A 24,845-nucleotide genomic window follows, 5' to 3' on the forward strand; every position below is an offset into this window, starting at 1 on the left:
CTCACCGGCGCGCGGGGCGGCATAAGTGTGCAGTCTGGGCACCCCAGCCTAGGCTGATTGCCCACCCCGCCGCCGGTGACTAGGGTCACAGGCATGGACACACTTCTCCCCGTGGCTTCCGGCAGCGCTGCCGGGCCGCTCACAGCCGATGAACTCCGCGAGCTCTATTCGCTCATGGTGGCCGTCCGGCACCTCGACACCTCGGCCATCGCCTGGCAGCGGCAGGGCATCATCCCCGGCTACGCCCCCGAACTCGGCCAGGAAGCGGCCCAGGTGGGCAGTGGCTACGCCGTGGACACCACCCGGGACTTCGTCTTCCCCACCTACCGCGAAATGGGCGTTGCCCGGACCATGGGCCTGGACATGGTGGCCTACATGTCTACCCACAAGGCCACGTGGCACGGCGGCCTGTACAACCCGATGGAATCCCGGCTGGCCCCGATCCAGGCGGTCGTCGCCGGCTCCGTCCTGCACGCCGTCGGCTGGGCCCACGGCCAGACGCTGGACAAAAAGGACGGCGTCGCCCTGACCTACTTCGGCGACGGCGCCTCATCGCAGGGCGACGTGCACGAGGCGATGAACTTCGCCGCCGTGATGAAGGCGCCCGTGGTGTTCTTCGTCCAGAACAACGGCTGGGCCATCTCGGTCCCCACCGAACGGCAGGTGGCCGGCGGCTCCGTCGCGGCCCGCGCCGCGGGTTACGGCATGCCGGCGCTGAAGATCGACGGCGACGACGTCGTCGCGGTCCTCGAAGCGACCCGCCGCGCCTTCGCGCATGCCCGTTCCGGCAACGGCCCGGTGCTCATCGAGGCCATGACCTACCGCCGCGGCCCGCACTCCACGTCCGATGATCCGGGCCGCTACCGCTCCCTCGACGAGGAACGCGACGGCGCAGGCACCGACCCGCTCGAGCGGCTCCGGCAAAGGCTGCTGGCCGATGGAATCGCCGACGAGGCGTTCTTCGCCGAGGCGCTGGCCGCGGCCAAGGCCGAAGAGGAGCAGATCCGTACCGGCATCCAGGCCCTGGGCTCCCGGCCCGGCACCGAAATGTTTGACCTGGTCTTCCAGGAAACCACCCCTGCCCTGCAGGCCCAGGCCGCCAACTGGCGCGAGGAGTCCGAACATGTCTAACTCGATACTCGAAAGCGAAAGCGCCAGCGGCGAGAGCACTGCCGACGACACCGGCGACGACACTGTCACCAACCCGGCCGGAAGCGAGCCCGCCACCACGGTGATGTCGATGCAGCAGGCACTCAACCGCGCCCTCGACGAGGTCCTCGCGGAGAACCCCAAAGCCGTCGTCTTCGGCGAGGACTGCGGCCGGCTCGGCGGCGTCTTCCGCATCACCGACGGGCTGCAGGCCAGGCACGGCGCGCAGCGCGTCTTTGACACCCCGCTGGCGGAATCCGGCATCCTGGGCATGTCCGTGGGCCTGGCGATGGCCGGGTTCCACCCCATTCCCGAGGTCCAGTTCGACGGCTTCGCGTATCCGGCCATCAACCAGATCGTCTGCCAGATCGCCCGGATGAACTACCGCAGCCGGGGCACCATGCCGATGCCCATCACCCTGCGGGTGCCCAGCTTCGGCGGCATCCGCGCCCCCGAACACCACGGCGAAAGCCTGGAGGCGCTCTTCGCCCACGTACCGGGCCTGAAGGTGGTCGCGCCGTCGAACCCGCATGAGGCCTACCACCTGCTCAAGTACGCCGCCACGCGGCCGGACCCGGTGATCTTCATGGAGCCGAAGTCGCGGTACTGGCAGAAGGGTGAGGTGGACACCGCCCGGCACGACGCAGATGGCGGCTCCCCCACCGGCGCCAAGGTGATGCGCGAAGGCCGCCACCTCACCCTGGTCGCCTGGGGCGCCATGGTGGCCCGCTGCCTGCAGGTGGCGGAGCTCGCGGCCGAGGACGGGATCGACATCGAGGTCCTGGACCTGCGCTGGCTCAAGCCGATCGACGCCGAGGCCCTCGCCGCCTCCGTGCGCAAGACGCGCCGCGCCGTCGTCGTCCACGAGGCGCCGCTGACCTCCGGCCTCGGCGCCGAAGTGGCGCAGCTGATCACGCAAAGCTGCTTCGACACCCTCAGGGCGCCGGTGGAGCGCATTACCGGCTTCGACGTCCCGTACCCCTCGGGCGACCTGGAAGATGAATACATCCCGAACATTGACCGGATCCTCTTCGGCATCCAGCGAGTATTGGAGTACAAACGTGGCTGAAATTTCCTTCCCGCTCCCGGATCTCGGCGAGGGCCTGATCGAGGCCACCGTGCTGGAATGGCTGGTTTCCCCGGGCGAGCAGGTGGAACGCAACCAGCCGCTCGTGGAGGTCGAAACCACCAAGTCGGCCGTTGAATTGCCCAGCCCGCAGGCAGGTAAGGTAGTGCGTATCTACGGCGGGCCCGGCGACAAGATCAATGTCGGCGAGCCCCTGATTGTGTTTGAGGTGCCGGACAACACCGCCGGCATCGTGGGCACGGTCCCGAAGGAAGAGGCACCGAAGCGCCGGGTCCGCCTGAGCGCCGTACTTGATGAGGACTGAGAGCATGAGCGGCAGACACACCGGCGAGCAGCATTCGCACACCGTTGAGGGCACCGACCCCCAGCTGTACGTGCAGGTGCATGAGCCCCAGAACGACGCCGGGCTCCGTCCCGTCCTGCTGCTGCACGGCTTCTCCTCCTCCTCCAAGCTCAACTGGGAAGACAGCGGCTGGCTCACTGCGCTCCTGGAAGCCGGCCGGCGCGTCATCACCGTGGACCTGCCCGGCCACGGCCGCAGCGGCGCCCCGGAGGACATGGACTCCTACTCCCCCAGCCGGATCCGCGCGGACCTGCTGCAGATAGTGTTCGACGCCGGCGCGCGGCCGCTGCGCGACGGGGACCCGTCCAGCGGGCTCGACGTGATCGGCTATTCGCTGGGGTCCCGCCTCGCCTGGGAGTTCGGGGCCACACAGCACGAGCTGGTGCACCGGCTGGTCCTGGGCGGCCCGAACGTCGCCGACCCCCTGGCGGACTTCGACCTGATCGCCGCGCAGCGGTACCTGGCCGACGGCACGCCGATCGCGGACGAGTCGACCGCCGGGCTGCTGAAGATGGCCATGCTGCTGCCCAGCAACAACATCTTCGCGCTGCTGTCCCTGGTCGAGGCAATCAAGACCGAGCCGTACGACCCCGCCGAAGCGGTCCCCCACATGCCGATGCTCCTCGTGGCGGGGGAAAACGACGACCGGGCCGCCACCATGCCGGAGCTCGCCGCCCTGGGCGCCAAGGCCGGCGGCCTGGTCGAACAGCTCGTGCTGCCGGGCCGCAACCACACCAATGCCATCACCAGCCGCGCCTTCAAGCAGGGCGCCATCAGCTTCCTGGGCGTCTAAAGCCACCGTACAAAAAGCAACGCGGGGTCACTTACGGCCCATCCGAATGATCTGGATGGGCGCCCAGTGAACCCGCGTTGCTCTTTAACCCAGAGGGGCACGGACCTTGCGGTCCGCGCCCCTCGTGCTTGCCTGGTTGCTAGTGCTTTGCGGCTTCGGCCGGCGCGTGGTGCGCGACGCCGAGCGGGCGGCCCTTCGTTTCACCGGTCAGCAGGACGCCGACGGCGGAGATGACGCAGAGGATCATGATGTAGATGCCGATGGAGCCGGTCCAGTGGGTGCCCTGCAGGAGGACTTCCGCGATGGTGGCCGCGAACGCGCCGCCGAGGATCGCACCGAAGGCGTAGCCGATCGAGATGCCCGAGTAGCGCACCTCCGGCGGGAACATCTCGGCGTACATGGCGGACATGGGGCCGTAGGACAGGCCCAGGCCGACCGTGAGGACGAACAGCGCGACGCCGTAGAGCAGGATGTTCTTGGTGTCGATCAGGGCGAACATCGGGATCATCCAGGCAAAGACAATGCCGTAGCCGATCAGGAAGGTCTTGACGCGGCCGATCTTGTCCGAGAGCCAGCCGCCGACCAGGGTGAAGATCAGCCAGCCGAAGGAGGCCAGCGTCGTGGCGAGCAGGATCTGCGGGGTGGGCATCTTCAGCGTCTTGGTGGCGTAGGAGATGAAGAAGGCAATCAGCAGGTAGCCGGCGGCGTTGTTGCCGATGAAGATCATCGTCGAGTAGAGGACGGCCTTCTTGTGCTTGCGGAGCAGCTCGCCCAGGGGCGCCTTGCTTTCTTCCTTGCGGTCCTGCATCTCCTTGAAGACGGGGCTCTCGGCGACAGCCCGGCGGATCAGGTAGCCGACGATGATCAGCACGATGGAGAGCAGGAACGGCACACGCCAGCCCCAGGACGCGAAGTCTTCCTTGGACATGGAGGTGTTGAGGAAGTACAGCAGGCCGGTCGCGAGGATCATGCCGACCGGGACGCCGATCTGCGGGTAGGCGCCGAACAGGCCGCGCTTGCTCTTCGGAGCGTGCTCCACGGCCATCAGGGCAGCGCCGCCCCATTCACCACCGGCGGAGAAGCCCTGGATGACGCGGAGCAGGATCAGGAGGATCGGGGCCCAGACGCCGATCTGCGCGTAGGTGGGCAGCATGCCGATCAGGGCCGTGGCGGCGCCCATCATGATCAGGGTGAAGACCAGCATGGCCTTGCGGCCGAGGCGGTCGCCCAGGTGGCCGGCGACGATCGCGCCGAGCGGGCGGAAGAGGAAGCTGATGCCGATCAGGGCGAAGGACAGGATCTGCGCCAGGCCCGGGTTGGAGTCGTTCAGCGGGGCGAGGAACAACGGCGAGAGCAGCGTTGCTGTCAGCTGGGCAAAAATGAAGAAGTCGTACCACTCGATGGTGGTGCCGACCAGGGTCCCGGCGAGGACCTTGCGTTCCTCATGTTTGCTGCTGGGACCCGCCTCAGAATCTACGGATGAAGTTACGGTCATTGGAACTCCGTTGCTGGGGGCAGAGGTACTGCCCGGGGTGGGTGCCGAAGTGGATAACTGATGCCTCGTTAATTACTGATCGAACGGTCAGTTAGTATCCTGAATACTACTATGAAAGATGTGATAAGGCACACACATTCCCGGAAAGTGTCTTCCGCGGGTCAGTCGGTGCGGTTGAGCAGCTCGCGGACCCTGGCCCGGACCGGCCCGCGGTCGTAGGTGTTGACCAGGGCGCCAGCCATGCGGACGGGGTCTCCGAAGAAGAAGTACTCGTAGAGCGACTGCCGTCCGGAGAACCCGGAGATCGAGGCATCGAAGGCCAGTTTGAACAGCCGGACCCGCTCCGGGCCGGTCAGGGTCTTGCCCTGCAGGTACAGCTCGATGTCCTCCCGGGCCTCGCTGTTGACGTCCGCCTCCCCCGGCAGGGCCATGAGGCCCGACGCCGAGAACTTCCGGATGATCTGCGGGAAGCGCTGGGCGATCTTCGGGTACCAGTTGCGGGCGGCGTTCAAGGTGGACCACTTCGGCAGCATGACGCCGGCGTCGTTGAGTCCGGCGTCGGCCTCGGACGCGCGGACCAGAGCCTTGCCGATTTCGACGTCGATAATCAGCTCTGCGATGTCCTCCTGGATGTGCTGGAATCCGTCGATGCCGATCGATTCGGCCAGTTCCGATGCCAGGCCCAGGTAGAACTCGCTCTTGGCGATCGTGCGGGTGACCACCTGGTGGGTCATGAGCGCGCCGGCCCCGGTCTCGGTGTAGAAACTGTTGCACAGCTGCGGGTGGCCCAGCATGAAGATGCGCTCGTTGGGCACGAAGACGTGGTCAAAAACCGCGACGGCGTCCATTTCCTCATAGCGGGAGGCCAGCGGCTCGTCGTGGGTGCTGCCGCCGTTGTACAGCGAGGTGCGGCAGAGGTAGCGCAGGCCAGGGGCGTCGTTGGGGATGGCGAACGCGTACGAGTAGGGGGCGTCCTCCGGGGTGCCCCGCAGGACCGTGGACGGAAACACGAGCAGTTCGTCGGCGATCGGGGCGATGGTGGCGAGCATGCGCGCGCCCTGGATGACGATCCCGTCCCCGCGCTCCTCCACGATCCGGGCCGAGAGCTGGCCGCCGAGCTGCTCCGAACCGGAAACGGACCGGTTGACCTGCGGCGGGATGAGGGTGTGGGTGGCGAGCACGTCGTTTTCCCGGGCCCACTCGTAGTAGTTGCGGATGTTCTCGCCGAACTTCGGATCCGCCTGCGCGAACCACTTCCCCGCCGTGCCCAGCGCGGTCAGCGCGGAGTTCATGTAGTCCCCGGAGCGGCCAAGGAAGCCGTTGGAGGACTCGGCCCAGGTGGAGATGGCGCGGCGCCGCCGCTGGAGGTCCTCGACGGTCTTCGGCACCAGGAAGGAGGCACTGACCAGGTCCCCGGTGCTGGGTGAGGCGTAAGTGAGCGCCTCCTGGTACTGCGGATCGTGCTGCATGTCGAAGAGCCTGCCGTAGGAGCGGGCCACATTGCGGAAGGCCGGGTGCTCGGCGATCTTCTCGCTGACCACCTCGCCGTCGATCACCACATGCGGGGTCATGGCATTGAGCTTGTCCAGGTACTGCCGTCCGGTGCGGATACCCATTGGTCGTCCTCCAGTCGTCGTTGAGCTGAATGGCCGGGAAGGAATGTGGCGCTAGAGCAAATCCTCCATGCCCAGCTGGCTTTCCGGGATGGTGGTGAAGGTGCTGTTGGCGAACGCCAGCGCATCGCCGTTGCGGTAGTTGAAGTCCACTACCTCGCCGATGTACAGGGTGTGGTCGCCGCCGTCGTACGCCGCCCAGGGCTTGCATTCGAAATAGGCGAGGACATTGGACAGCCGCGGCGCGGTCTTCCCCTCCACCCACAGCGGCTCGGGGCCGGGCCTGCCGGCGAAGTGCATGGCCAGGTACCGCTGCTCGGCGCCAAGGATGTTCACGGTGAAGGGCCGGCCGGCGAGCTCGTCGTGGGCCCTGGCCGTGCGGGCGATGCTCACCAGCACCAGCGGAGGGTCCATCGAGACCGAGGTGAAGGAGTTCACGGTGATGCCGTGGCGTTTCGTGGCCCCGTCGAAGGTCACGATCGCGACGCCGGTGGCAAACCTGCCGAGGCTGCCCCGGAAGTGGTTGGCCCGCGGTGCCGACAGGGGGCCCTGGGGGCCCCCGGCGTGGCCGCGCGGCGTGGCAATCATCATTGATCCCTTGCGTTCGTTGCGTTTCCCGACCGTGGTGTGGGTGCGTTGGATCAGCCGTGTTCTCTAGTCGGGTTCTGTATTGTGTTCTATAATCGAACAAACAGTTCCCATATAGAACGCTAGCTGACCATGAGCCGGAACACAAGGGTAGCCCGGCGAGCCCGGCGTCCAGTAACCCCGCACCTAGGATGGACCCCATGACCCCGAATGCCGGCACCGCCCAGGCTTCCCCGTCCCAGACGCTGTCCCGCGGTATCAGGGCCCTGGAGATCCTCGCCGAGGCCCAGCAGCCGCTGACCATTGCCGAACTCGCCGACGCCTTGGGCGTCCACCGCTCCGTGGCCTACCGGATCCTGCGCACGCTCGAGGACCACTCGCTGCTGGTGCGTGACGACGGCGGCCGGGTCCAGCCCGGTCCGGGCCTCGCGGTCCTGGCCCGCGGGGTCTCCCGGAACCTGCAGTCGGCGGCGCTGCCGGAACTGACCCTGCTGGCCAACACCCTGACCATGAGCGCCTTCGTGGCGGTCTGGGACCGCGAGGAGTGCGTGACGCTGGTGACCGTGGATCCGCGGCACAGCGGCGCCGCGGTGGTGCAGCACCCGGGGTCGCGGCACCCCATCAGCGCAGGAGCGCCGGGCATTGCGATCCAGTCAGCCTTCCCGGAGCAGGAGTGGCGGGCCCTGGTCCCGGGCATCCCGTACCGGTCCGAGGCGGCCGAGGCCCGGCACCGCGGCTATGCCGCCAGCCATGACGAAGTGATCCCCGGTGTGTCCTCGATTGCGGTGCCGCTGCGTGTGCCGGGCGGGCGTCCGGCCGCCCTCGCCGTCGTCTATATCCGCGCCGCGCAGGATCCGGACGAGGTCGCCGCGGCCCTGACCGAGGCGGCGGGTCGCATCGAGGCACAGCTGGGCTGAGCCCGTCCCCGCCCCGCAGCGGCGCTGTCCCATCGGGGTCTATGCGGCCGCGGCCGTCATCTTCCCGCGCTGCCGCAGTACGACGGCGGCCGCTGTTCCGAGCAGGAACAGCGCCGTGGCGGCGCACACCGGAACCAGGAAGGCCGTCGAATACCCCAAGTTCTGCGCCAGCTGTCCGGCGATGGAGGATCCGAGCGCGGTGCCGGCCACAATGCCACTGGCCAGGGCCGTCATGACCGTGCCGAGCTTTCCGGCCGGGGCCACGAGGCCGCCGATCGCGAAGACAGTGACCATGAGCGGACCAACGGGCAGGCCCAGGACCAGCAGCACAAGGACCATGGGCAGCGCCGTCGAGGGCAGCAACAGCAGTGATGCGAAGCCGGCCATGAGGGCCGCGCAGGCAATCCAGCGGCTGTTCACCGTGAAGCGCCGGGGCCAGTACGCGACCGAGAGGGCGGCCGCGGCGGAGCTCAGTCCCATGACGGCGTAGAGCAGGCCCGCGAGTTCGGAGGTGGCGAAGCTGGCGGAGAAAGAGCTCAGCGCTGTCTGGGTGGAGCCGAAGAACGTGCCCATGCACACCATCGCCAGCACGGGGAGGGCGACGGCGGCGAAGGTTTTGACGCGCTGGGCTGCCGTGCGGGTTTCCCTGTGGTTGTCCCCCGCCGTTGTGGGCGCCGGGCCGGCCGCGTGTCCTGCGGCCGGACCGGCGGGCCGGCGCTTCGTTGTGCGGACCACCGCAAGGTGCGTGGGGTGGACGGCGAAGGCGGGTACGAGGACCACGGTCAGTGCCGCGGCGAGGGCCAGCGGCAGCCACGGCGCGAGCAGGCTGGCGAGGATTCCGACGAGTGCGGGGCCGAGCACGAAGGTGAGCTCGTCCGCGGTGCTCTCATAGGAAAGGGCGGTGTCCAGGTCGGCGGAGTTTCCGGCCGCACGGGTTCCGGAGCCGGACGCCCGGGACGTCAGCGCCATCCAGCGGACGCGGGCCAGCGGACCGACCTGCGGGCAGCTCACCCCGGCCACGAAGGCCGCGGCCAGCACGGGCACCGCCGCGGCAAGGTCGTGGACCCCGGGGATGAGGTAGGCCGTGAGGATCAGGGCAACGATGGCCACGGTGTTGGCGATGGCGGATACGAGCAGGACGCCGCGCTGGCCGAGCCGGTCAGCGAGGACGCCGAGGACGGGGGCACCGAGTGCGGAACCGATGCCGACGGCGCCGGCCGCGGCGCCGCCCACGGCGTACGAGCCTGTGACGGCGGTGACGAGTGTCAGGGCGCCGACTGTCAGCATGGCAAGCGGCAGGCGGGCGAAGAGCCCGAGGGGGATGAAGCTGCGGCCGGCGAGCAACGGCAGCTGCGCGTAGCGGCCGCCCTTTGCGGGCGCCGGGGCAGGCAGAGCGTCGGTCGAAATTGCGGGGGCCGGCTGCGCGTAGGTCGGCGGCAGTGGGGCGTCAAGAGTAGACACCAAAGACGTCGGTGAAGGGTTCATGGTTTCCGGGTTCGCTAAATACTGCGCATCGTCCCTCCTCCCGATGCGCGCGACCCGGTAACAGACCAATGATACCCGATCCCGGGGCGCCGGCCCTGGGACCAGTGCCCGGGACGGGACCCGGAGTGGGCCCCGGGACCGGTCCCAGAGGCGGCCCGGGGACCGGCTCAGGCCCGGGTGTCGGCTCAGGCCCAGGTGTCGTCGCTGATGTGCAGGGTGGAGCCGCTGCGGCCCTTGACCACCTGCAGCTGGGTGCCGATGCGCTGCTTCATTTCGGCGACGTGGCTCACGAGCCCCACCACCCGGCCGCCGTCGCGGAGGTTTTCGAGGGCGTCCATGACTTGTTCCAGCGCCTGTTCGTCGAGGCTGCCGAAGCCCTCGTCCACGAAAAGGGTCTCGATGTCCACGCCGCCGGACTCATGCTGCACGACGTCCGCCAGCCCAAGGGCCAGCGCCAGTGAGGCCATGAAGGACTCGCCGCCGGAGAGGGTGGCGGTGTCCCGGCGCTGGCCGGTCCACTCGTCCACGACCTCCAGGCCAAGGCCGGACTTCGCGCCGCGTGCTGCCTTGGCGTCGGTGTGCTGCAGCGTGTAGCGGCCATCGCTCATACCGATCAGGCGTTCGGAGGCAGCGACGGCCACCTGTTCGAGCCGGGCGGCGAGGACGTAGCTGTTCAGGCTCATGCGGTAGGTGTTGTCTCCGCCGCCCTTGGCCGCGTCGGCGACCGCGGTGAGCATTGCGGCCCGGTCCCGCGGTTCCCTGCCGGCGGCAGCGAGGTCCGCATAGTCACCGGCAATGCGCCCGAGTATCCGGAGCGAGTTTTCCGCCAGCCCGGCCGCAAGCACAGCTTCCCGGGCTTTGCGTTCAGCCGCCGCCGCTTCCGTCCTGAGCTCCTCGAGGGCGGCGTCGCTGACGATGTCCCCGGCGGCCCGCTCGGCTCCCGCCAGGGCCAGGTCCTCTCCGGCGAACAGTTCCTGGATCCTGGCGGCCTCGTCCTGTCCGGCCCGGATGGCCGTTTCGAGGCTTGTCGCCACCGGCGCTGGCAACAGCGCTTCCCGCGCCGCGGCTTCGGTGCTGAAACCGGCTCCGGGAAGGGCCTCTTCAAGGTTCCGGCGCGCCTCCGCGGTGCGGGCGGCGGCCTGTTCGTGGGCCGAGTGTGCGGCGTCGGCGTGCTCCAGGACCGCCGTGGTTGCCGTCAGGGCGGCGATCCGCTGTTCGAGGGTCGCGTGGCCGGCACGCAGCTTGTCCAGGGTGGCTTCGAGGGCCTGTGCCTGTTCGTCGATTTCGGCGATCGTCGATTGCGTCTGCGCGATGCCGGAGGCGGCGTCGGCCTGCGCCCGCTCTGCGTCGGCGATCTCCGCTTCGAATTCTGCCATCCGGGCCCGGCTGGCAGCAAGGTCCGTGGCAGCGCGGACCGCGTCATCAGCCCGTTCCCGGGCCAAGGCTGCCTCCTCACGGGCTTCCCCGGCAGGTGTGTTGCCGCCCTGGGCGGCCAGGACGGCGACGTTCTGTTGGGCCTCGGCGAGCTCACGGACTAGGGCGGCGACGGCTTCTTCTGCCGTGTCGCTGGCCAGTTGCGCGGCTTTCTCGGCCTCGGCGACGGCCAGGGCGGAGGCTGCCGCGGGGGCAGGTGCCGGGTGTTCAGGGCTGCCGCAGACAGGACATGGGACGCCGGCCAGGAGCTGGGTGGCGAGCTCGGCGGCGGCGTTGGTGAGCCGTTGCTCACGGAGGTCCAGCCAGTGCTGCCTCCGGTCCTGGTACGTGCTGAGGGCAGCGGCGTGCTGTCCGGCGGTTGCCGCGCACCCGGCCTCGGCGGCGAGGAAGCGGCCAACGATGGTCACGAGTTCGTCCGCTGCCGTGGCCTCCTTGGTGCGCAACTGGACTTCCGCGGCCAGCTCCTCGAGGGGGCGGATGCCGGCGGACAAGGCCGCCGACTCAGTGCGCAGGGTGTCCAGTGCGGCGGCACCGGCCAGCCGTCCATTTTCCAGCTCCTGCAGTTGCAGGCGCAGCCGGCTGCCGCGCTGGGTCAGCCCGAGGAACCGGGCTTCGTCGGGCAGGCGTTCGGTGAGCACGGCGTGCAGGGACCGCAGCCGGGCGAGGGTTCCGCGGACGGCCGCGCTGTCCAACATGACGGATTTACCCGCCCGGACGGGGGCGGCATCGTCGTCGTCGGCGGTGGGGACGCCGGCGTCGAGGACGTCCTGCCCGGCGAGCTCCGGGTCTGTGGCGGCCGCGGACCGGAGCTGCCGAGCCGCCTCCAGCAGGGCCGTTCCTGCCCGGTCCTCGGCTGCCGCGGCGCTTTCGACCGCCTGCAACTGGCCGCCGAGCATTTCGGCCTGGCGGTGCAGGCCCAGTGTGACGGCCTTGCCCGCCAGGACGGGGGCGGCGGCGTCGGCGTCGATCCGCCGCTGTTCCGCGGCGGCGAGTTTGGCGTGGCGGTTGGCCCGCGCGTTCGCCGCCTCCAACAGGGACGCCTGATCGTCGGCCTGCTTCTCAGCTCCCGCGGCAGCGCTGCGCCGGCCCTCCGCGGCGGCTGCCGCGGCGGCGTCGAGCCAGGCCAACAGGGCATCGGGCTCGTCCCGGCCGGGGGCGCCGTCGGGGTCGAGTTCGAGCGCCGCTGTTTCGGACTCCGCCTGTGCCAGCAGCAGGTCCAGCTTCGCGTTGAGGTTGGCGACCTCGGCCTTGGCGGTCTGCGCCTGCCGGGACAGTTCCTGTTCCACGGCTTCAAAGCGCTGGGTGCCGAACAGGCTCTGCAGCAACTCCAGACGGTCGGACGCCTTGGAGCGCAGGAACGCCGCGAAGTCCCCCTGCGGCAACATGACCACGCGCGTGAACTGGTCCCGGTTCATGCCCAGGACGTCAGTGATCTCGGCGCCGGCCTCATCATTCCGGCCCGATTTCTCCACCCACGCACCGTCGATGCGTTCGCGCAGCAGCGTGTTGGCCTGCTGGACCGTGAAGCCGTTCCGGCCCCGGGCGCTCGGCTTGTCCCACGCGGGCGAGCGGGAGACTTCGAAGTGCCGGCCCTTGGCCGAGAATTCGCAGGTGACGCGCGGCTCGGCGGCGGCCTCCGCGTGGTCGCTGCGCAGCCGCTTTCCGTCCTGGCGGGCCCCGGGAACCGATCCGTAGAGGGCGAAGCAGATGGCGTCCAGGACGCTGGTCTTGCCCGCGCCGGTGGCGCCGTTCAGCAGGAAGAGCCCGTGTGCGCTCAGGCGGTCGAAGTCGATCCGCTCCGTGCCCGCAAACGGGCCGAACGCGGAAATCTCCAGGCGGTGGATCCTCACAGGGACGCTCCTTCCAGGCGCACGGCGTCGAGCGCCTCGGCGAGGACTGCGGCTTCGGCGTCGGAAGCCGGCCTGCCCCGGACGTGCTCGAGGAATCCGCAGCAGACGGAGAGGTCGTCCTCGGCTTCAGCCAGCCGGCTGCTGTAGCTGGCTTTGGGCGCCGCGCCGGGACCATCGGGATCGAAGCCGAGCACCAGGGTGTCGGGGAACCGTGCCCGCAGGCGGTCCATCGCCTGGGCCGGGCGGGCCTCGTCAGTCAGCGTGATCTGGCAATACGCAGTCTCGGCCCACGCGAAGTCCTCCGACTCCAGGAGCTCATCCAGCTTCCCGCGGAGCACGGCGAGGGTCCGGGGCGCGTCCCACAGCACCTCGCGCACGCCGCCGATCCCCTCGGCGTCGACCTCCACGAGCCAGCTGCCCTTCCTGTGCTTCGCCTCCGAGAACGAATACGCGAGCGGCGAGCCGGAGTAGCGCACTGCCGGCGAGAGCTCCTGCCTGCCGTGCAGGTGGCCCAGTGCGGTGTAGCCAAAGCCGTCGAAGAGATCCAGCGGGACCGCGCCGACGCCGCCGATGCTCAGATCCCGTTCGCTGTCGGAGCTGATGCCGCCGCTGGCGAAGGTGTGCGCCAGCACCACCGAATGGACGGTCCGGGTCTGACTCCGCTGCCGCACGTCGGCACGGATCCGTTCGGTGGCGGCGCGGGTGACCTCGAAGTGGCTCGCGGTCTCGACGCCCAGCTGCTCGGCGACCAGCCGGGGCTCCAGCCAGGGGATCCCGTAGATGGCGAGCACCGGCGCTGCCTCATTCCCGGCATCGTCCCCGAGCGGAAAGAGAACGGGAACGTCCAGTTCATTCAGCCGTGTGCGCAAATGCACTCCCCCGCGCTCGAGCAGCCGCGACGCGAACCCCAGCCTGATAGCGGAGTCGTGGTTGCCGCTGGTCAACACAACTTCGGCGCCGGCCCCGGTGAGACGCACCAGGGCGTCATCCAGCAGGCCGACGACGTCGACGCCCGGCAGTGCGCGGTCATAGACGTCCCCGGCGATGAGGACGACGTCGACGCTCTCATCCCGGACAAAGGCCACAAGCTGGTCGATGAAGGCGCGCTGGGCATCCAGCATGCCGATGCCGTGGAAGGACCGGCCCAAGTGCCAGTCGGAGGTGTGCAATAACCGCATATTCCTACGGTATCGGCTGCCACCGACACTCTTGCGCCACCACCCCGGAGGTGTGACGGAGGTTAAAAGTGGTCAGCTGTGGCTACTTCCCGCCCTTGCGGTCGAAGAAGCTGCGCGCCTCGTCGTTGCCGGCGGGGGCGGCCGAGGCAGAAGCGGTGGTGGCGGTGACGCCGGCCAGCCCAGCGTCATCGAAGCCGCCGCCATCCACATCGGCTTCCGTAAGCTTTCGGGCGGGCTTTCCGTCGGACTGGGCGGTGGGCTGGTCGGTGACCGCGGCGGTGGCGGCCGGGTCACTGGTCCGGGCCGACTGGACGAAGCCGCGGAATACCAGCCCGGCGATGGCCGCACCGACCACCGGTGCCACCCAGAAGAGCCACAGCTGCCCGAGCGCGTCCGGGCCGCTGAAGATGGCCGACGCCGTTGCCCGGGCCGGGTTGAACGGCACATTGCCGAGGGCCTGGCCCAACTGCAGGAGCATCGCCGTCGTCAGGCCGACTGCGAAGGGCGCAGCCGCCCTGGACGGATTCCGGCGGGCGGTCGTGGCAAGGAAGATGGCCACGAGCAGTGCCGTGCCGAGGACCTCCACGAGCAGGACGCCTGCCATGGGCACCTGGATGATCGAGTGCTCGCCGAATCCGGCGGCCACGGTGGCGAATGCGCCCTGGGAGTCGTTGATGGTCGGCACGGTGCGCAGCACGCCGTACAGGGCGACGGCCCCGAGCACGGCGCCCACCAGCTGCGCGCCGATGTAGGCGGCGGCGTCGGCCAACCGGATCCGGCCGGCGATGGCGTTGCCCACGGTGACGGCGGGGTTAAAGTGGCCGCCGGAGACGTAGCCGACGGCGAGCATCGCCGCCGTCAGGGCCAGGCCGGCGGCCAGGGCGGCGGGCAGCGGGCTCGACTGCGGAATGGTGAAGAGCGGCACACCCAGGCCCGCAACCACGACGATCAGGGTCCCCAGGGCCTCGGCGGAGAGCCGGGCGACGAGCCCGGGCCGGGCCGGGACGTCGCTGGCGGCCGGTGGCTGGACGTCAACGGAGTCGGGGGCTGGCACAAGCAGGGTCATGGTCAGGATTCCTTTGCTGGCGGCGCGCCCAGGGCTGCAGTTGCGGCGTCGCTGGACCGCCGCCGGGTTCGTGGTCCGGGGCGGCCTCGGCCGCCTGGAGAATGGGTCCGCCAGCAGTCTGCCAGCGCAATCTGGATGTTGGCTGGATTCCGGCTGGGTGCCCGTTCCGGCCCGCCGCTCAGTGCCCCAGGGCCACGGCGGCCACGGCGCTGGCGGCCAGGACCACGACGGCGGCGGCGGCCCAGCGCAGCAACGGCGCCGGCGGCGCAGCGTTGGACCGCCGGAGCTCGCGCCCGCGGACCAGCACGCACACACCCAGGACCAGCGTCGCGGCCATAGCGGCCAGCGCGCAGAGGCCAAGGAAATCAACAGGACCCACGGCGCCGCCCCGGGATCCTGCGAGCGCCCAGCTGCGCCAGACCAGCAGGTCCGCCACGATGAGGGCCAGCAACGTCCGGCGCCAGGCCAGGGAGGTCCGCTCGGGCTGCAGCCCGGGGTCCCTGGCCGCAGCCGGTTTCATCTCGCCACCAGGATCAGGACCGCGAACACCAGGGCCGCAGCCGCGACGCCGATGGTCATCACCAGCATCACTGCGGAGAACGGCAACTCCCTGTTGTTCCGCATGGCAGCCTCCATGAGACCCCACCGGTGATAGGACAGGGCGGCCAGGCCCGCGCCCAGGAACGCGAGGATGACGCACAACACGATCCGCACGGGGCCGGGCGCGATCTCCGGGGCCAGCTGGTCGATCGCCAGGGCTCCGGCAATCAGGGCCAGGGACGTGCGGATCCAGGCCAGGAACGTCCGCTCGTTGGCCAGGGAGAACCTGTAGTCGGGGGTGGTCCCGGTCTTCCGCCACGCTGGTTCGCGCATTCGTTTCCTCCGCTGCCCGGCGGTACGGCGCCGGCGGTTGCCTCGTCTGACCGCTGGACGGGTCCTACCAGCACCCTACCGGCCTTCCGCATCCGCCGCCGCCCGGCCCCCAGGCGGCGGCGCTAAGTCCCCGGCCGCCGGCGGCATTGCGGGGTGCGGTGCAGCGCCGGGTAAATTTGAGGGCATGAGCACCGAGCCCGGGACCAGCCCCGCACCCGCCCCAACACCCGGCCAGCCACACTCCCCTGCCCACGGCTCGCGCATCCACGGCTGCCTGCTGGGCGGCGCGCTCGGAGATTCGCTGGGCTACGCCGTCGAGTTCGACAGCATTTCCGCCATCCGCGCCCGGTTCGGCCCCGCGGGCCTGCAGGATTTTTCCGCGCTCGACGCCGGCAGCCCGTTTTCGGACGACACGCAAATGACGCTGTACACCGCCGACGGCCTCCTCGAGGCGCTGGAATGGGCCAACGACGGCGTGGCGGCGGACATCAACGCGTGCCTGTGGCTCGCGTACCTGCGCTGGCTGGGCACCCAGGGCGTCGCCGTGCCGGCGTCGGCTCCCTTCCAGCCGCCGCGCTGGATCGATGCCCAGGATGTCCTGAAGAGCCGGCGCTCACCCGGCAACGCGTGCCTGACCGGACTGGCCACGGGCGAGATGGGTACCGTGAAGCGGCCTGTCAATCCGGATTCGAAGGGCTGCGGCACCGTGATGCGGTCGGCGCCCTTCGGCCTGATCCCCCACCTCGAAGCGGAAACTGTCTATAAGCTCAGCGCCGATGCCGCGTCCCTGACGCACGGCCACCCCGCGGCACGGCAGAGCGCCGGAGTTTTCAGCCTTCTCATCCATGCCCTGTCCTCCGGCCACGGGCTGCGCGAAGCGGCGGAATCGGCCCTCGGGCAGCTGCTCGGCGGCATCCTGCGCAAGGGCGAAAATCCGGATCCGGAGGTGGTGGCGCGGCTGGAGGCGGCCCTGCGGCTGGCCGGAGACCTGCCCGGCGGCCGAGACGTGCTCAGCCCCGAGGACCTGGTCGGCGAACTCGGCGAGGGGTGGGTGGCCGAGGAAGCCCTCGCCGTCGCGCTGTACGCCGTGCTGGCCACAGCCCCGGGAACCGGGACAGCAACAGGGACGGCGGACACCGCCGCCGAGGCCGGGGCCGACCCCGCCCAGGCCCACTTCCGTGCCGCGATCGCGGTGGCGGTGAACCACAGCGGGGACAGCGATTCGACGGCGTCGATCGCCGGGAACATCCTGGGCGCGTTCTACGGCGAGCGGTGCCTGCCGGCAGACTGGCTGGCGGCCCTTCAGGCGCCGGAGGTCATCCGGGGCATGGCCTCGAAGCTGGCCGCCGTCACCGGCGCGTAGCTTCGGCGGGCAACACTCGGCCGCGCCCGTGCACGTCAGGCGTCGAGTCTCCGGCATTTGCGCAGCGCAGCCGGCTGCAACCGGAAGCCGCGGCCCGGCTTGCCCGCGGGACATGCCCCGTACCGCCCCGCCGCGATGGACATGTCCATCCCCGGCTGCGGCATCCTCAGGACATGCCCATCTCCGGCGGCGGCATCCCCCGGGCACGCCCAGTCGGGCCCCGCTGCGATGGACATGTCCATGCGCCATTGCCGCGTATCGAGGACATGTCCGGTCCCCCGCCGCTGCGAAGGACATGTCCATCCCTGGCCGCGGCATCCTCAGGACATGCCCATTGCCGGCGGCTATTACTGGGCATATTGCCACTATGTCCACCCGTCAGAGCCTCCGGAGGACGTGTCCGTCCCTGGCGGCCGCGCACCGGAGGACATGTTCGTGCCTCCCTAGCAGCGCACCCAAGGACGTGCCCGTCCCTGGCGGCCGCTTCGGCGGAACCCTGGCGCTCCGGACCTAAGCGCCCCGGATCCTAGGCGCCGCGGAGCGAGATGTTGTTGCAGGCTTCGCAGACGTCCTCGGGGATGAGCCCGCGGCGCTGCAGGAAGCCGAAAATGGTGCAGCCGAGGCAGAACCCGGCGAACGCCTCAAGGGACGCGGCGGCGATCAGCACGGCGAGCAGCACCCACGCCGCCGGCGCGAGGCCGGCGGCCAGCAGCACCGCCGACGCCGTCGACACGGCAGCGCCGATGCCCTGGGCGAACCGCTTGGGCGGACCGGGAACAAGACGGGTCCGCCCGAGCCAGGGCGTCAGGACCTTGACCGAGAGCTGGGCCAGGGGCGAGATCCGGGGGCCGAACAGCACGCGCAGCCAGAACCCGGCGGCGATGACGGCGAGCCCCCACCCGAAACCGGTCAGCAGGGTCACGGCGGACAGCGCCACCACCAGGGCTGCGGTGATGCGGGCGGCGTACTCATTCACCGGGTTCGGAAACGCGAACACCCGATGCCAGTCAATTCCGCGCGTCGCCGGTGCTGACTTCGCGTGCGCCGACGTCGCCGAGTCCGCCGGCATTGACGCCGGCGGCGCTGACTTGGCCGGCGCTGCGGGGACCTGTGCATCCGTGGGTTTGCTCATCCGCCAAGGCTACGAGCGGGCGCGCCGTGGGAGGAATGATTGTTGCGCCGTGTGACTGCCGGGTCAGGTAGGACCCGGCAGCCAGGACCGGGTCAGGCAGGACCGGGTCAGGCAGGTGCGGCAGCCAGATGTCCGCCGACCATCTGGAGGAATTCGCCCTCGGACAGGACCTCGATCCGTTGCCCGCGTTCGTGCAGTTCCAGGACGCGGCGCGCCTTGCCGGTCAACCGGCCGGAGCGCAGGTCCGCGGCCACAAAGCCGTCGCCCACCACCAGAACGGTAGTACGGGCTGTCACCCGGCTTTCAGGCCTGGCGCCAAGCTCTGCGGAACGGACCTTGGCTTCGGGGCGGGGAATCGCCAGTTCGCCGGTGAACACGACGGTCTGGCCGAACAGCGGGTGGTCGGGGCTGGCGGCGGCGTTGGGGGCCGGGTTGGGGCCTTCCTCCGGCCACCCGGCCACGAAGCGCCGGCCCGGGGGCGAGCCGGTGGTTCCCCCCGCGAGCGCCTCCATTGCGGCCAGGGTGGCCTTGGACAGCGGGTCGCGCCGGGGGTCGAACGCCGGCTGGTGGGACACCGTCAGGCCGAGGGACAGGTAGAGTTCCGCGATGCTTGCTGCCCCGTTGCGGGCGGCGATGTCGATCAGGATGCCGGCACAGGCCCGGGCGTCCTCGGCGGCATCGTGGTGGTTGATCAGCGGGACCCCGGCCTCCTCGGCGGCGTAGGGCAGCGAATTGGACACCAGGGAGTAGCAGCGCCGGGACAATATCACCGTGCAGACGTAGTCGTAGGCGGGTCCGGCCATCCCGGAAACCTCCAGGCCGGAGCGGATCACACCGAGATCGAACCCTGCATTGTGGGCCGCCAGCACGTCGCCGCCGATGAACGCGCCGATCTCCGGGAACAGCTCCCCGAACCGCGGCAGTCCCGCCACCTGGTCCGGCCGGATGCCGTGGATCCGGACGTTGTGGTGGTCGAAGGTGTCATGGTTTTCCGGTGGCCGCATGAGCCAGGAGGCTTCCTCGACGACGACGCCGCCGCGGACCTTGCTCAGGCCAACAGCGCACGGTGAACCGCGGAAGCCGTTCGCGGTCTCAAAGTCGATCGCCGTAAAGTCCAAAGTCACGGCCCAACTTTACCGCCCGCGGACGGATCCTCCCGCACCGGGAACGGTCCCCGGGGCTGGGCCCCCGGGCCTGCCGCCTGCCGTCAAGTACCCTTAACAGGTGAACGTACTAGCAATGAGCGACCTCGCCGTGTCCGCCCTTGGCGGCGCCGGCCCCGTCCAGCCGCACCTGGCCTCCTTCCTGCCGGACTGGCTCAACCCCCAGGTTTTCCTGGCGAATCCGGCCTTCGCGCCGTGGGTGGTCCTGCTGGTCTGCGGCATCATCTTTGCCGAGACCGGGCTGTTGATCGGATTCTTCCTGCCTGGGGACTCCATGCTGTTCACTGCCGGGCTGCTCGTAGCCACCGGCACCATCCAGGTCAACATCTGGGTCCTGACCGCGCTGATCATCGTCGCCGCGATCATCGGCAACCAGGTGGGCTACCTGATTGGGTCCAAGGCGGGACCTGCCCTATTCAACAGGCCCAACTCCAAGCTGTTCAAGCGTGAAAACGTGGATAGTGCCCATGCGTTCTTCGAAAAGCACGGCGGCAAGGCCCTTATCCTGGCCCGGTTCGTACCGATCATCCGCACCTTCGTCCCGGTGATCGTGGGCGTTGCGCAGATGAGCAAACGCAAATTCTTCACCTACAACGTGATCGGCGCGGTGCTGTGGGGCGGCGGCGTCACGCTCCTGGGTTACCTGCTCGGGGACAAAGTGCCGTGGGTCAAGGACAACCTGGACATCATCTTCATCGCCATCGTGCTGGTCTCCGTGATTCCGATCGCCATCGAGGTCATCCGTGGCGCCATCGCCAGGCGCCAGGCCGAGAAGTACGGCACCGACGTCGTGGACGAATTCATCGAAGAGCACGAGCCGGAAGAAGAGCGCCGGACCCCGTAGCGCAGCGCCGCAGTAAATGTAGCGCAGTGCCTCAATAAGCGCACTGCCGCAGTAGACTCAGCAGTTAACAAGGAAGGCGCCCCACCGTGTGGGGCGCCTTCCTTCGTCCTGAGCCTGGCCGGGGCCGGCTACTTCCCGGCCAGGGCCTCGACGATGGCAGGCAGGAGCGCCCGGAACGCATGGCCCCGGTGGCTGATGGCGTTCTTCTCCTCGGAACTGAGCTCGGCGCAGCTGCGGTCCAGCCCGTTCGGCTGCAGGACGGGGTCATAGCCGAAGCCGCCCTCCCCGCGCGGCTCCCGCAGGAGTGTCCCTTCCAGCTGCCCGTATTCCACGACTTCCCGGCTGCCGTCGGGCGAGGACCCGGGCACCGCCAGCGCTGCCGCGCAGACGAACGCGGCCCCGCGGTACTCGTCCGGCACGTCGGCCAGCTGGGCGAGCAGCAGCTGCAGGTTCGCGGCGTCGTCGCCGTGCCGGCCGGACCAGCGCGCCGAGAATATCCCGGGCGCGCCGCCGAGGACGTCCACGGCCAGTCCGGAGTCGTCGGCGATCGCCACGAGCCCCGTGGCCTCGGCCACCGCCCGGGCCTTGAGCAGCGAGTTTTCGGCGAAGGTTACCCCGGTCTCGGCGACGTCAGGGGCACCGACGGCGCCGGCGTCCACCACCTGCGTGTCGACGTTGAGCCCGGGAACCTGACCGCGGAGCAGCTCACGGAGTTCCCGGAGCTTGCCTTTGTTGTGGGTGGCGAGGACTAGCCGAGGGCCCGGGCCGTCGGCTTCCGGCCGGTCCGCGAGGGGCATCTCCGTCACGGGGCCTCCGCCAGGGTGTCGCGCTGGATCGCGGCGAGCTGCTCCGTGCCCAGCAGCGCCAGGTCCAGCAGCTTGTTCAGCTCGTCGCGGTCGAACGGTGCGCCCTCGGCGGTGCCCTGGACTTCGACGAACTTGCCGGAGCCTGTCACCACGACGTTCATGTCGGTCTCGGCGCGCACGTCTTCGACGTAGGGCAGGTCGAGCATCGGGACGCCGTCGATGATGCCGACGGACACCGCGGCGATGGTGTCGATCAGGGGCTGGGCGTTGCGGGCGATCATCTTCTTCTCGCGGGCGAACCGGATGGCGTCGGCCAGTGCCACGTAGGCGCCGGTGATCGCCGCGGTGCGCGTGCCGCCATCGGCCTGCAGGACATCGCAGTCCAGCACGATCGTGATCTCGCCGAGGGCCTTGGTGTCGATGATGGAGCGCAGCGAGCGGCCGATCAGCCGGGAGATCTCGTGGGTGCGGCCGCCAATTTTGCCCTTGACCGACTCGCGGTCGGACCGGGTGTTCGTGGCCCTGGGCAGCATGGCGTACTCGGCCGTGACCCAGCCGCGGCCCTCGCCCTTGAGCCAGCGGGGCACGCCCTCGGTCAGGGACGCCGTGCACAGGACCCGGGTGTTGCCGAACTCGATCAGGGCCGAACCCTCGGCCTGCTTGGACCAGCCGCGCGTGATGCTGATGGGGCGCAGCTGGTCGGGGGTACGGCCGTCGGCGCGGATGACGGGGACACTGGGAGCTTGGGAAGTCATGCCTTTAGCTTATCGACTCACCCGGTCCCGACCGCGCGGGCCGCCTGCGCGCGCTAGACGGTGTAGTGCACGCCCGCGACGGCGACCGCCACGTCCTTGCCGAAGATCTCCTTGGCCTCTGCCATGACGGTGGTCGGCGACGTCCAGACGGGAATGTGCGTCAGCAGCAGCCGGCGCGCGCCGGCGGCGACGGCGGCCTCCCCCGCCCGCTTGCCCGTCAGGTGCACGTCCTTGATCGCGTCGTCGCGGCCTTCCTCGAACGCCGCCTCGCACAGGAAAAGGTCGGCGTCGCGCGCGGCGTCCTCCAGGCCCGCGCAGGAATCCGTGTCCCCGGAGTAGCTCAGGACGCGGGTCACGGGCGTGCCGTCCTTGGCGGGCTCGGTGACCTCCACTCGGAGGGCGTAGGCCTCCTCGACCGGATGGTTCACCGCGTAGGGCGTCACCGTGAACGGGCCGACGCTGACCGGCTTGCGCTCGGACCAGGTGCTGAAATCGAATTCCTCGTGCATGCCCGGATCCAGGTCCAGCCCGTAGGCCGTGGCCATCCGGTCGGCCGTCGCGGCGGGCCCCCACACCGGAATCCTGCCCCGTCCCCAGCCGCCCGGCTTCCAGCGCACGGCAACATGGAGCCCGCACAGGTCCATGCAATGGTCCGGGTGCAGGTGGGTGAGGAAGATCGCGTCAATGTCCTCCAGGTCCGTGTAGCGCTGGATGGCGCCGAGCGCCCCGCTGCCGAGGTCCAGGACGATCTTCCAGTTCCGCTCGCCGTCGTTGGCGGTCAGCAAATAGCACGACGCCGGCGAGCCCGGCCCCGGGAAGGAGCCGGTACAGCCCACGATGGTCAGCTTCACAGCAGTGGTCCCCCGCCCGCGGATCCGCCCACGAAGTTGGAGATCCGGGGCCGGCCCGCGCCGGCCCGGGCGGCGGCGATCATCTCCGGGGTGATCCGGGCGAGGCTGCCGGTGGGGTACTGCGCCGCGACGTGGTCCACGTGGCGGACACTGAGGACCTCGGGGCCCAGGAAGCGCCGGGCGAGGTGCTCAAACTGGGCGGCGTCGCCGGTGGCGATGAAATTGTGCTCCGGCGCCGCGGTGTCCGTGCGCTCCAGGCCCCGGGAGGCCAAAGCCCGGTAGACGTCCTTGGCGGTTTCCTCGGCGCTGGAAACCAGCGTGACGTCCTCGCCCATAACGAAGGAGATCACGCCGGTGAGCAGCGGGTAGTGGGTGCAGCCGAGCACCACGGTGTCCACCCCGGCGGCAATGAGCGGTGCCAGGTAGTCGCGGGCGACGGCGAGCAGTTCCGGTCCGGTGGTAATCCCGGCCTCCACGTACGGCACGAACGCCGGGCAGGCCACGGACGTGATCTCCAGGTCCGGGGCAGCGGCGAAGGTGTCCTCGTAGGCGCGCGAGCCCACCGTGGCCGAGGTCCCGATAACACCCACCCGGCCCGTCCGGGTCGCCGCGACGGCACGCCGCACAGCCGGCTGGATCACTTCGATCACGGGGATCCCGTACCGGGCCGTGTACCGTTCGCGGGCGTCACGCAGCACGGCGGCGGACGCGGAGTTGCAGGCGATGGTCAGCAGCTTCACGCCGGAATCCACGAGCTCGTCCATGACGCCGAGGGCGTTGGCCCGGACTTCGGCGATGGGAAGGGGGCCGTAGGGGCCGTGCGCAGTGTCACCGACATACAGGATGGATTCGTTGGGCAGCTGGTCAATGATCGAGCGGGCCACCGTGAGGCCGCCGACGCCGGAGTCGAAGACGCCGATGGGGCGGGAGGCCAGCTCCGATGCCGGTGCGGGTCCCGTGGGGGTGCTGCTCGCTGGGGAGTCCGCAGCAGCCGCTGCCGGATCCGTATTCGATGCTGAAGTCATGATTATTCGAGGATAGGACACCGCCTGCGGGGCGGCCATGACATTGTGGTGTGCAACTCGTGTCTCATGGGTCACACGCCCGCGCTCAGCGCCGGGCATCGAGCGAGTGCACCATGGCCTGGACCAGCGACTCCTGCAGCCACGTGGTGAAGTTGTACACCAGGGCCAGGTAGCTTTCGACGTCCTCGGCCTGGGCCCAGTCCTGCATGAGGTGGATGTTGTCGGCGTCGGCATCGTCACGGATGTCGAGGCGTTCGGCCAGCACCAGACGGACATCGTTGAGCGCGGTGGCCCAGTGCCGGGCGTCGTCCGGGGTCAGGACGAGGTTGTCCCGGTCCAGGCTCAGTGCGGCCGCCTTCAGCGCGCCAATCTTGCTTTCGCGCAGCGACCGCTCGGTGTAACGGCGGAACTCCAGGGAGGCGTCGTCGTCGTTCTTCATCACGTTCGGCAACAGCCGCCGCATGGCGCGGTCCGAGGGTTCGCGGGCTTCGGTGTCCAGGCCCACCAGGGCCGCCAGCGGGTCCTCGTTGGCGCGCTGCTCCGGCTCCAGCATGGAGATGACGTCATCGAAAAGGCTGCGCAGCAGCTCCCGCTCGGCCGGCTCCAGATGGCCCTTGATGCCCTTGAGCCCGTACTTGAATGCCTTAGCCACGTTTTCCCTTGCCTTTGCCGGAACCGCCCGCGTTGCCGCCGGTGGCCTTTTCCACCGTCGCCCAGAGGCCGTAGCCATGCATCGCGACGGCGTGCTGCTCCACCTGTTCCTTGCTGCCGTGCGCCACGATCGAGCGGCCCTTCTTGTGGACCTCCATCATCAGCTTGTTCGCCTTGGCCTCCGAGTAGCCGAAATAGCTGCGGAACACATAGCTCACATAGCTCATCAGGTTCACGGGATCGTTCCAGATCACGAGGTTCCAGGGGACGTCCGGGGCGGTCAGGACGTCGCCGGACGTCACTGTTCCGGTCTGGGTACTCTCCCGTGTGTCGGGGCCGAGCGCAACGCTGAGGGTCATCTGTCCATTCTATGGGGATGCACAC

At 69.5% G+C, this 24,845-nt stretch carries 24 protein-coding genes; 7 read left to right on the forward strand and 17 right to left on the reverse strand.

Annotated features, from left to right (window positions below):
- Positions 1-93: 93 nt before the first annotated feature.
- Genes AC1DRO_RS17930 through AC1DRO_RS17945 form a run of 4 tightly spaced genes read left to right on the forward strand, consistent with a single transcriptional unit; the run spans position 94 to position 3,372 of the window.
- Complete coding sequence (locus tag AC1DRO_RS17930; protein ID WP_476951876.1) at positions 94-1,131, forward strand: thiamine pyrophosphate-dependent enzyme; 1,038 nt, start codon at positions 94-96, stop codon at positions 1,129-1,131.
- The gene (locus AC1DRO_RS17935; RefSeq protein WP_476951877.1) at positions 1,124-2,218 is read left to right on the forward strand and encodes an alpha-ketoacid dehydrogenase subunit beta; all 1,095 of its coding nucleotides are present in this window, start codon (positions 1,124-1,126) and stop codon (positions 2,216-2,218) included. Before AC1DRO_RS17930 ends, AC1DRO_RS17935 begins: the two co-directional genes overlap by 8 nt.
- Positions 2,211-2,540 carry a biotin/lipoyl-containing protein gene (locus AC1DRO_RS17940; protein ID WP_018775751.1) on the forward strand — a complete coding sequence of 110 codons (330 nt, stop codon included), beginning with the start codon at positions 2,211-2,213 and terminating at the stop codon, positions 2,538-2,540. The genes AC1DRO_RS17935 and AC1DRO_RS17940 overlap by 8 nt, the downstream gene beginning before the upstream one ends.
- A gap of 4 nt (positions 2,541-2,544) precedes the next feature.
- The gene (locus AC1DRO_RS17945; RefSeq protein ID WP_243181287.1) at positions 2,545-3,372 is read left to right on the forward strand and encodes an alpha/beta fold hydrolase; all 828 of its coding nucleotides are present in this window, start codon (positions 2,545-2,547) and stop codon (positions 3,370-3,372) included.
- A gap of 139 nt (positions 3,373-3,511) precedes the next feature.
- On the opposite strand, the gene AC1DRO_RS17950 is transcribed toward AC1DRO_RS17945, so the two are convergent.
- The 3 genes from AC1DRO_RS17950 to AC1DRO_RS17960 all read right to left on the reverse strand — a co-directional run bounded on the left by AC1DRO_RS17950 (position 3,512) and on the right by AC1DRO_RS17960 (position 7,071).
- Positions 3,512-4,867, reverse strand: a complete 1,356-nt coding sequence (locus AC1DRO_RS17950) for an MFS transporter (protein ID WP_476945347.1) — start codon at positions 4,865-4,867, stop codon at positions 3,512-3,514.
- Between the two features lie 161 nt (positions 4,868-5,028).
- Complete coding sequence (hpaB, locus tag AC1DRO_RS17955) at positions 5,029-6,483, reverse strand: 4-hydroxyphenylacetate 3-monooxygenase, oxygenase component (protein WP_476951878.1); 1,455 nt, start codon at positions 6,481-6,483, stop codon at positions 5,029-5,031.
- Between the two features lie 51 nt (positions 6,484-6,534).
- Positions 6,535-7,071, reverse strand: coding sequence for a flavin reductase family protein (locus AC1DRO_RS17960; RefSeq protein WP_476951879.1), 537 nt, complete (start codon positions 7,069-7,071; stop codon positions 6,535-6,537).
- A 197-nt stretch (positions 7,072-7,268) separates the two neighbouring features.
- On the opposite strand from AC1DRO_RS17960, the gene AC1DRO_RS17965 reads away from it, so the two are divergent.
- The gene (locus AC1DRO_RS17965; RefSeq protein WP_476951880.1) at positions 7,269-7,985 is read left to right on the forward strand and encodes an IclR family transcriptional regulator; all 717 of its coding nucleotides are present in this window, start codon (positions 7,269-7,271) and stop codon (positions 7,983-7,985) included.
- Between the two features lie 39 nt (positions 7,986-8,024).
- On the opposite strand, the gene AC1DRO_RS17970 is transcribed toward AC1DRO_RS17965, so the two are convergent.
- The 6 genes from AC1DRO_RS17970 to AC1DRO_RS17995 form a co-directional block, all read right to left on the reverse strand.
- Positions 8,025-9,449 (reverse strand): MFS transporter, encoded by a 1,425-nt coding sequence (locus tag AC1DRO_RS17970; RefSeq protein WP_476951918.1) that lies wholly within the window; start codon positions 9,447-9,449, stop codon positions 8,025-8,027.
- Positions 9,450-9,655: 206 nt separating this feature from the next.
- Positions 9,656-12,754 carry an AAA family ATPase gene (locus tag AC1DRO_RS17975; protein WP_476951881.1) on the reverse strand — a complete coding sequence of 1,033 codons (3,099 nt, stop codon included), beginning with the start codon at positions 12,752-12,754 and terminating at the stop codon, positions 9,656-9,658.
- Positions 12,751-13,932, reverse strand: a complete 1,182-nt coding sequence (locus AC1DRO_RS17980; RefSeq protein ID WP_476951882.1) for an exonuclease SbcCD subunit D — start codon at positions 13,930-13,932, stop codon at positions 12,751-12,753. The genes AC1DRO_RS17975 and AC1DRO_RS17980 overlap by 4 nt, the downstream gene beginning before the upstream one ends.
- Positions 13,933-14,014: 82 nt before the next feature.
- Entirely contained in the window at positions 14,015-14,998 is a 984-nt protein-coding gene (locus tag AC1DRO_RS17985; RefSeq protein ID WP_476951883.1) for an MIP/aquaporin family protein, read from the reverse strand.
- Between the two features lie 178 nt (positions 14,999-15,176).
- Positions 15,177-15,518 (reverse strand): DUF202 domain-containing protein, encoded by a 342-nt coding sequence (locus AC1DRO_RS17990; RefSeq protein WP_476951884.1) that lies wholly within the window; start codon positions 15,516-15,518, stop codon positions 15,177-15,179.
- Positions 15,515-15,871, reverse strand: a complete 357-nt coding sequence (locus AC1DRO_RS17995; protein ID WP_028277508.1) for a YidH family protein — start codon at positions 15,869-15,871, stop codon at positions 15,515-15,517. The genes AC1DRO_RS17990 and AC1DRO_RS17995 overlap by 4 nt, the downstream gene beginning before the upstream one ends.
- 184 nt (positions 15,872-16,055) lie before the next feature.
- Between AC1DRO_RS17995 and AC1DRO_RS18000 the strand changes: the two genes are divergently transcribed.
- Positions 16,056-17,234, forward strand: coding sequence for an ADP-ribosylglycohydrolase family protein (locus AC1DRO_RS18000; RefSeq protein WP_476951885.1), 1,179 nt, complete (start codon positions 16,056-16,058; stop codon positions 17,232-17,234).
- A gap of 526 nt (positions 17,235-17,760) precedes the next feature.
- On the opposite strand, the gene AC1DRO_RS18005 is transcribed toward AC1DRO_RS18000, so the two are convergent.
- Positions 17,761-18,231, reverse strand: coding sequence for a DUF4395 domain-containing protein (locus AC1DRO_RS18005; protein ID WP_028276039.1), 471 nt, complete (start codon positions 18,229-18,231; stop codon positions 17,761-17,763).
- A 242-nt stretch (positions 18,232-18,473) separates the two neighbouring features.
- Positions 18,474-19,490, reverse strand: a complete 1,017-nt coding sequence (locus tag AC1DRO_RS18010; protein ID WP_476951886.1) for a 3'-5' exonuclease — start codon at positions 19,488-19,490, stop codon at positions 18,474-18,476.
- Positions 19,491-19,605: 115 nt separating this feature from the next.
- On the opposite strand from AC1DRO_RS18010, the gene AC1DRO_RS18015 reads away from it, so the two are divergent.
- Positions 19,606-20,373: a VTT domain-containing protein gene (locus tag AC1DRO_RS18015; RefSeq protein WP_028276041.1), complete on the forward strand. Its 768-nt coding sequence runs from the start codon at positions 19,606-19,608 to the stop codon at positions 20,371-20,373.
- A gap of 128 nt (positions 20,374-20,501) precedes the next feature.
- Here the strand turns inward: AC1DRO_RS18015 and rdgB are convergent, their stop codons facing one another.
- The 6 genes from rdgB to clpS form a co-directional block, all read right to left on the reverse strand.
- Complete coding sequence (gene rdgB, locus AC1DRO_RS18020; protein ID WP_476951919.1) at positions 20,502-21,170, reverse strand: RdgB/HAM1 family non-canonical purine NTP pyrophosphatase; 669 nt, start codon at positions 21,168-21,170, stop codon at positions 20,502-20,504.
- Between the two features lie 5 nt (positions 21,171-21,175).
- Positions 21,176-21,934, reverse strand: coding sequence for a ribonuclease PH (gene rph / locus AC1DRO_RS18025; RefSeq protein ID WP_028276043.1), 759 nt, complete (start codon positions 21,932-21,934; stop codon positions 21,176-21,178).
- A 53-nt stretch (positions 21,935-21,987) separates the two neighbouring features.
- On the reverse strand, positions 21,988-22,785 hold the full coding sequence (locus AC1DRO_RS18030; protein ID WP_028276044.1) for an MBL fold metallo-hydrolase: 798 nt from the start codon (positions 22,783-22,785) through the stop codon (positions 21,988-21,990).
- Complete coding sequence (gene murI, locus AC1DRO_RS18035; RefSeq protein ID WP_476951887.1) at positions 22,782-23,810, reverse strand: glutamate racemase; 1,029 nt, start codon at positions 23,808-23,810, stop codon at positions 22,782-22,784. The genes AC1DRO_RS18030 and murI overlap by 4 nt, the downstream gene beginning before the upstream one ends.
- 85 nt (positions 23,811-23,895) lie before the next feature.
- The gene (locus tag AC1DRO_RS18040; RefSeq protein WP_476951888.1) at positions 23,896-24,462 is read right to left on the reverse strand and encodes a DUF2017 domain-containing protein; all 567 of its coding nucleotides are present in this window, start codon (positions 24,460-24,462) and stop codon (positions 23,896-23,898) included.
- Positions 24,455-24,820 (reverse strand): ATP-dependent Clp protease adapter ClpS, encoded by a 366-nt coding sequence (gene clpS / locus AC1DRO_RS18045; protein WP_018775730.1) that lies wholly within the window; start codon positions 24,818-24,820, stop codon positions 24,455-24,457. Before clpS ends, AC1DRO_RS18040 begins: the two co-directional genes overlap by 8 nt.
- Positions 24,821-24,845 lie beyond the last annotated feature (25 nt).

This window comes from Arthrobacter sp. P4_F11 (assembly GCF_056401395.1).

Coding starts and splice junctions, on each gene's coding strand:
- AC1DRO_RS17995 (WP_028277508.1), bottom strand. CDS start 15,871: ATGCGCGAACCAGCGTGGCGGAAGACCGGGACCACCCCCGACTACAGG.
- AC1DRO_RS18015 (WP_028276041.1), top strand. CDS start 19,606: ATGAGCGACCTCGCCGTGTCCGCCCTTGGCGGCGCCGGCCCCGTCCAG.
- AC1DRO_RS17990 (WP_476951884.1), bottom strand. CDS start 15,518: ATGAAACCGGCTGCGGCCAGGGACCCCGGGCTGCAGCCCGAGCGGACC.
- AC1DRO_RS17950 (WP_476945347.1), bottom strand. CDS start 4,867: ATGACCGTAACTTCATCCGTAGATTCTGAGGCGGGTCCCAGCAGCAAA.
- AC1DRO_RS17935 (WP_476951877.1), top strand. CDS start 1,124: ATGTCTAACTCGATACTCGAAAGCGAAAGCGCCAGCGGCGAGAGCACT.
- AC1DRO_RS17945 (WP_243181287.1), top strand. CDS start 2,545: ATGAGCGGCAGACACACCGGCGAGCAGCATTCGCACACCGTTGAGGGC.
- AC1DRO_RS17965 (WP_476951880.1), top strand. CDS start 7,269: ATGACCCCGAATGCCGGCACCGCCCAGGCTTCCCCGTCCCAGACGCTG.
- AC1DRO_RS17985 (WP_476951883.1), bottom strand. CDS start 14,998: ATGACCCTGCTTGTGCCAGCCCCCGACTCCGTTGACGTCCAGCCACCG.
- murI (WP_476951887.1), bottom strand. CDS start 23,810: ATGACTTCAGCATCGAATACGGATCCGGCAGCGGCTGCTGCGGACTCC.
- rdgB (WP_476951919.1), bottom strand. CDS start 21,170: ATGCCCCTCGCGGACCGGCCGGAAGCCGACGGCCCGGGCCCTCGGCTA.
- clpS (WP_018775730.1), bottom strand. CDS start 24,820: ATGACCCTCAGCGTTGCGCTCGGCCCCGACACACGGGAGAGTACCCAG.
- rph (WP_028276043.1), bottom strand. CDS start 21,934: ATGACTTCCCAAGCTCCCAGTGTCCCCGTCATCCGCGCCGACGGCCGT.
- AC1DRO_RS18000 (WP_476951885.1), top strand. CDS start 16,056: ATGAGCACCGAGCCCGGGACCAGCCCCGCACCCGCCCCAACACCCGGC.
- AC1DRO_RS17930 (WP_476951876.1), top strand. CDS start 94: ATGGACACACTTCTCCCCGTGGCTTCCGGCAGCGCTGCCGGGCCGCTC.
- AC1DRO_RS17960 (WP_476951879.1), bottom strand. CDS start 7,071: ATGATGATTGCCACGCCGCGCGGCCACGCCGGGGGCCCCCAGGGCCCC.
- AC1DRO_RS17980 (WP_476951882.1), bottom strand. CDS start 13,932: ATGCGGTTATTGCACACCTCCGACTGGCACTTGGGCCGGTCCTTCCAC.
- hpaB (WP_476951878.1), bottom strand. CDS start 6,483: ATGGGTATCCGCACCGGACGGCAGTACCTGGACAAGCTCAATGCCATG.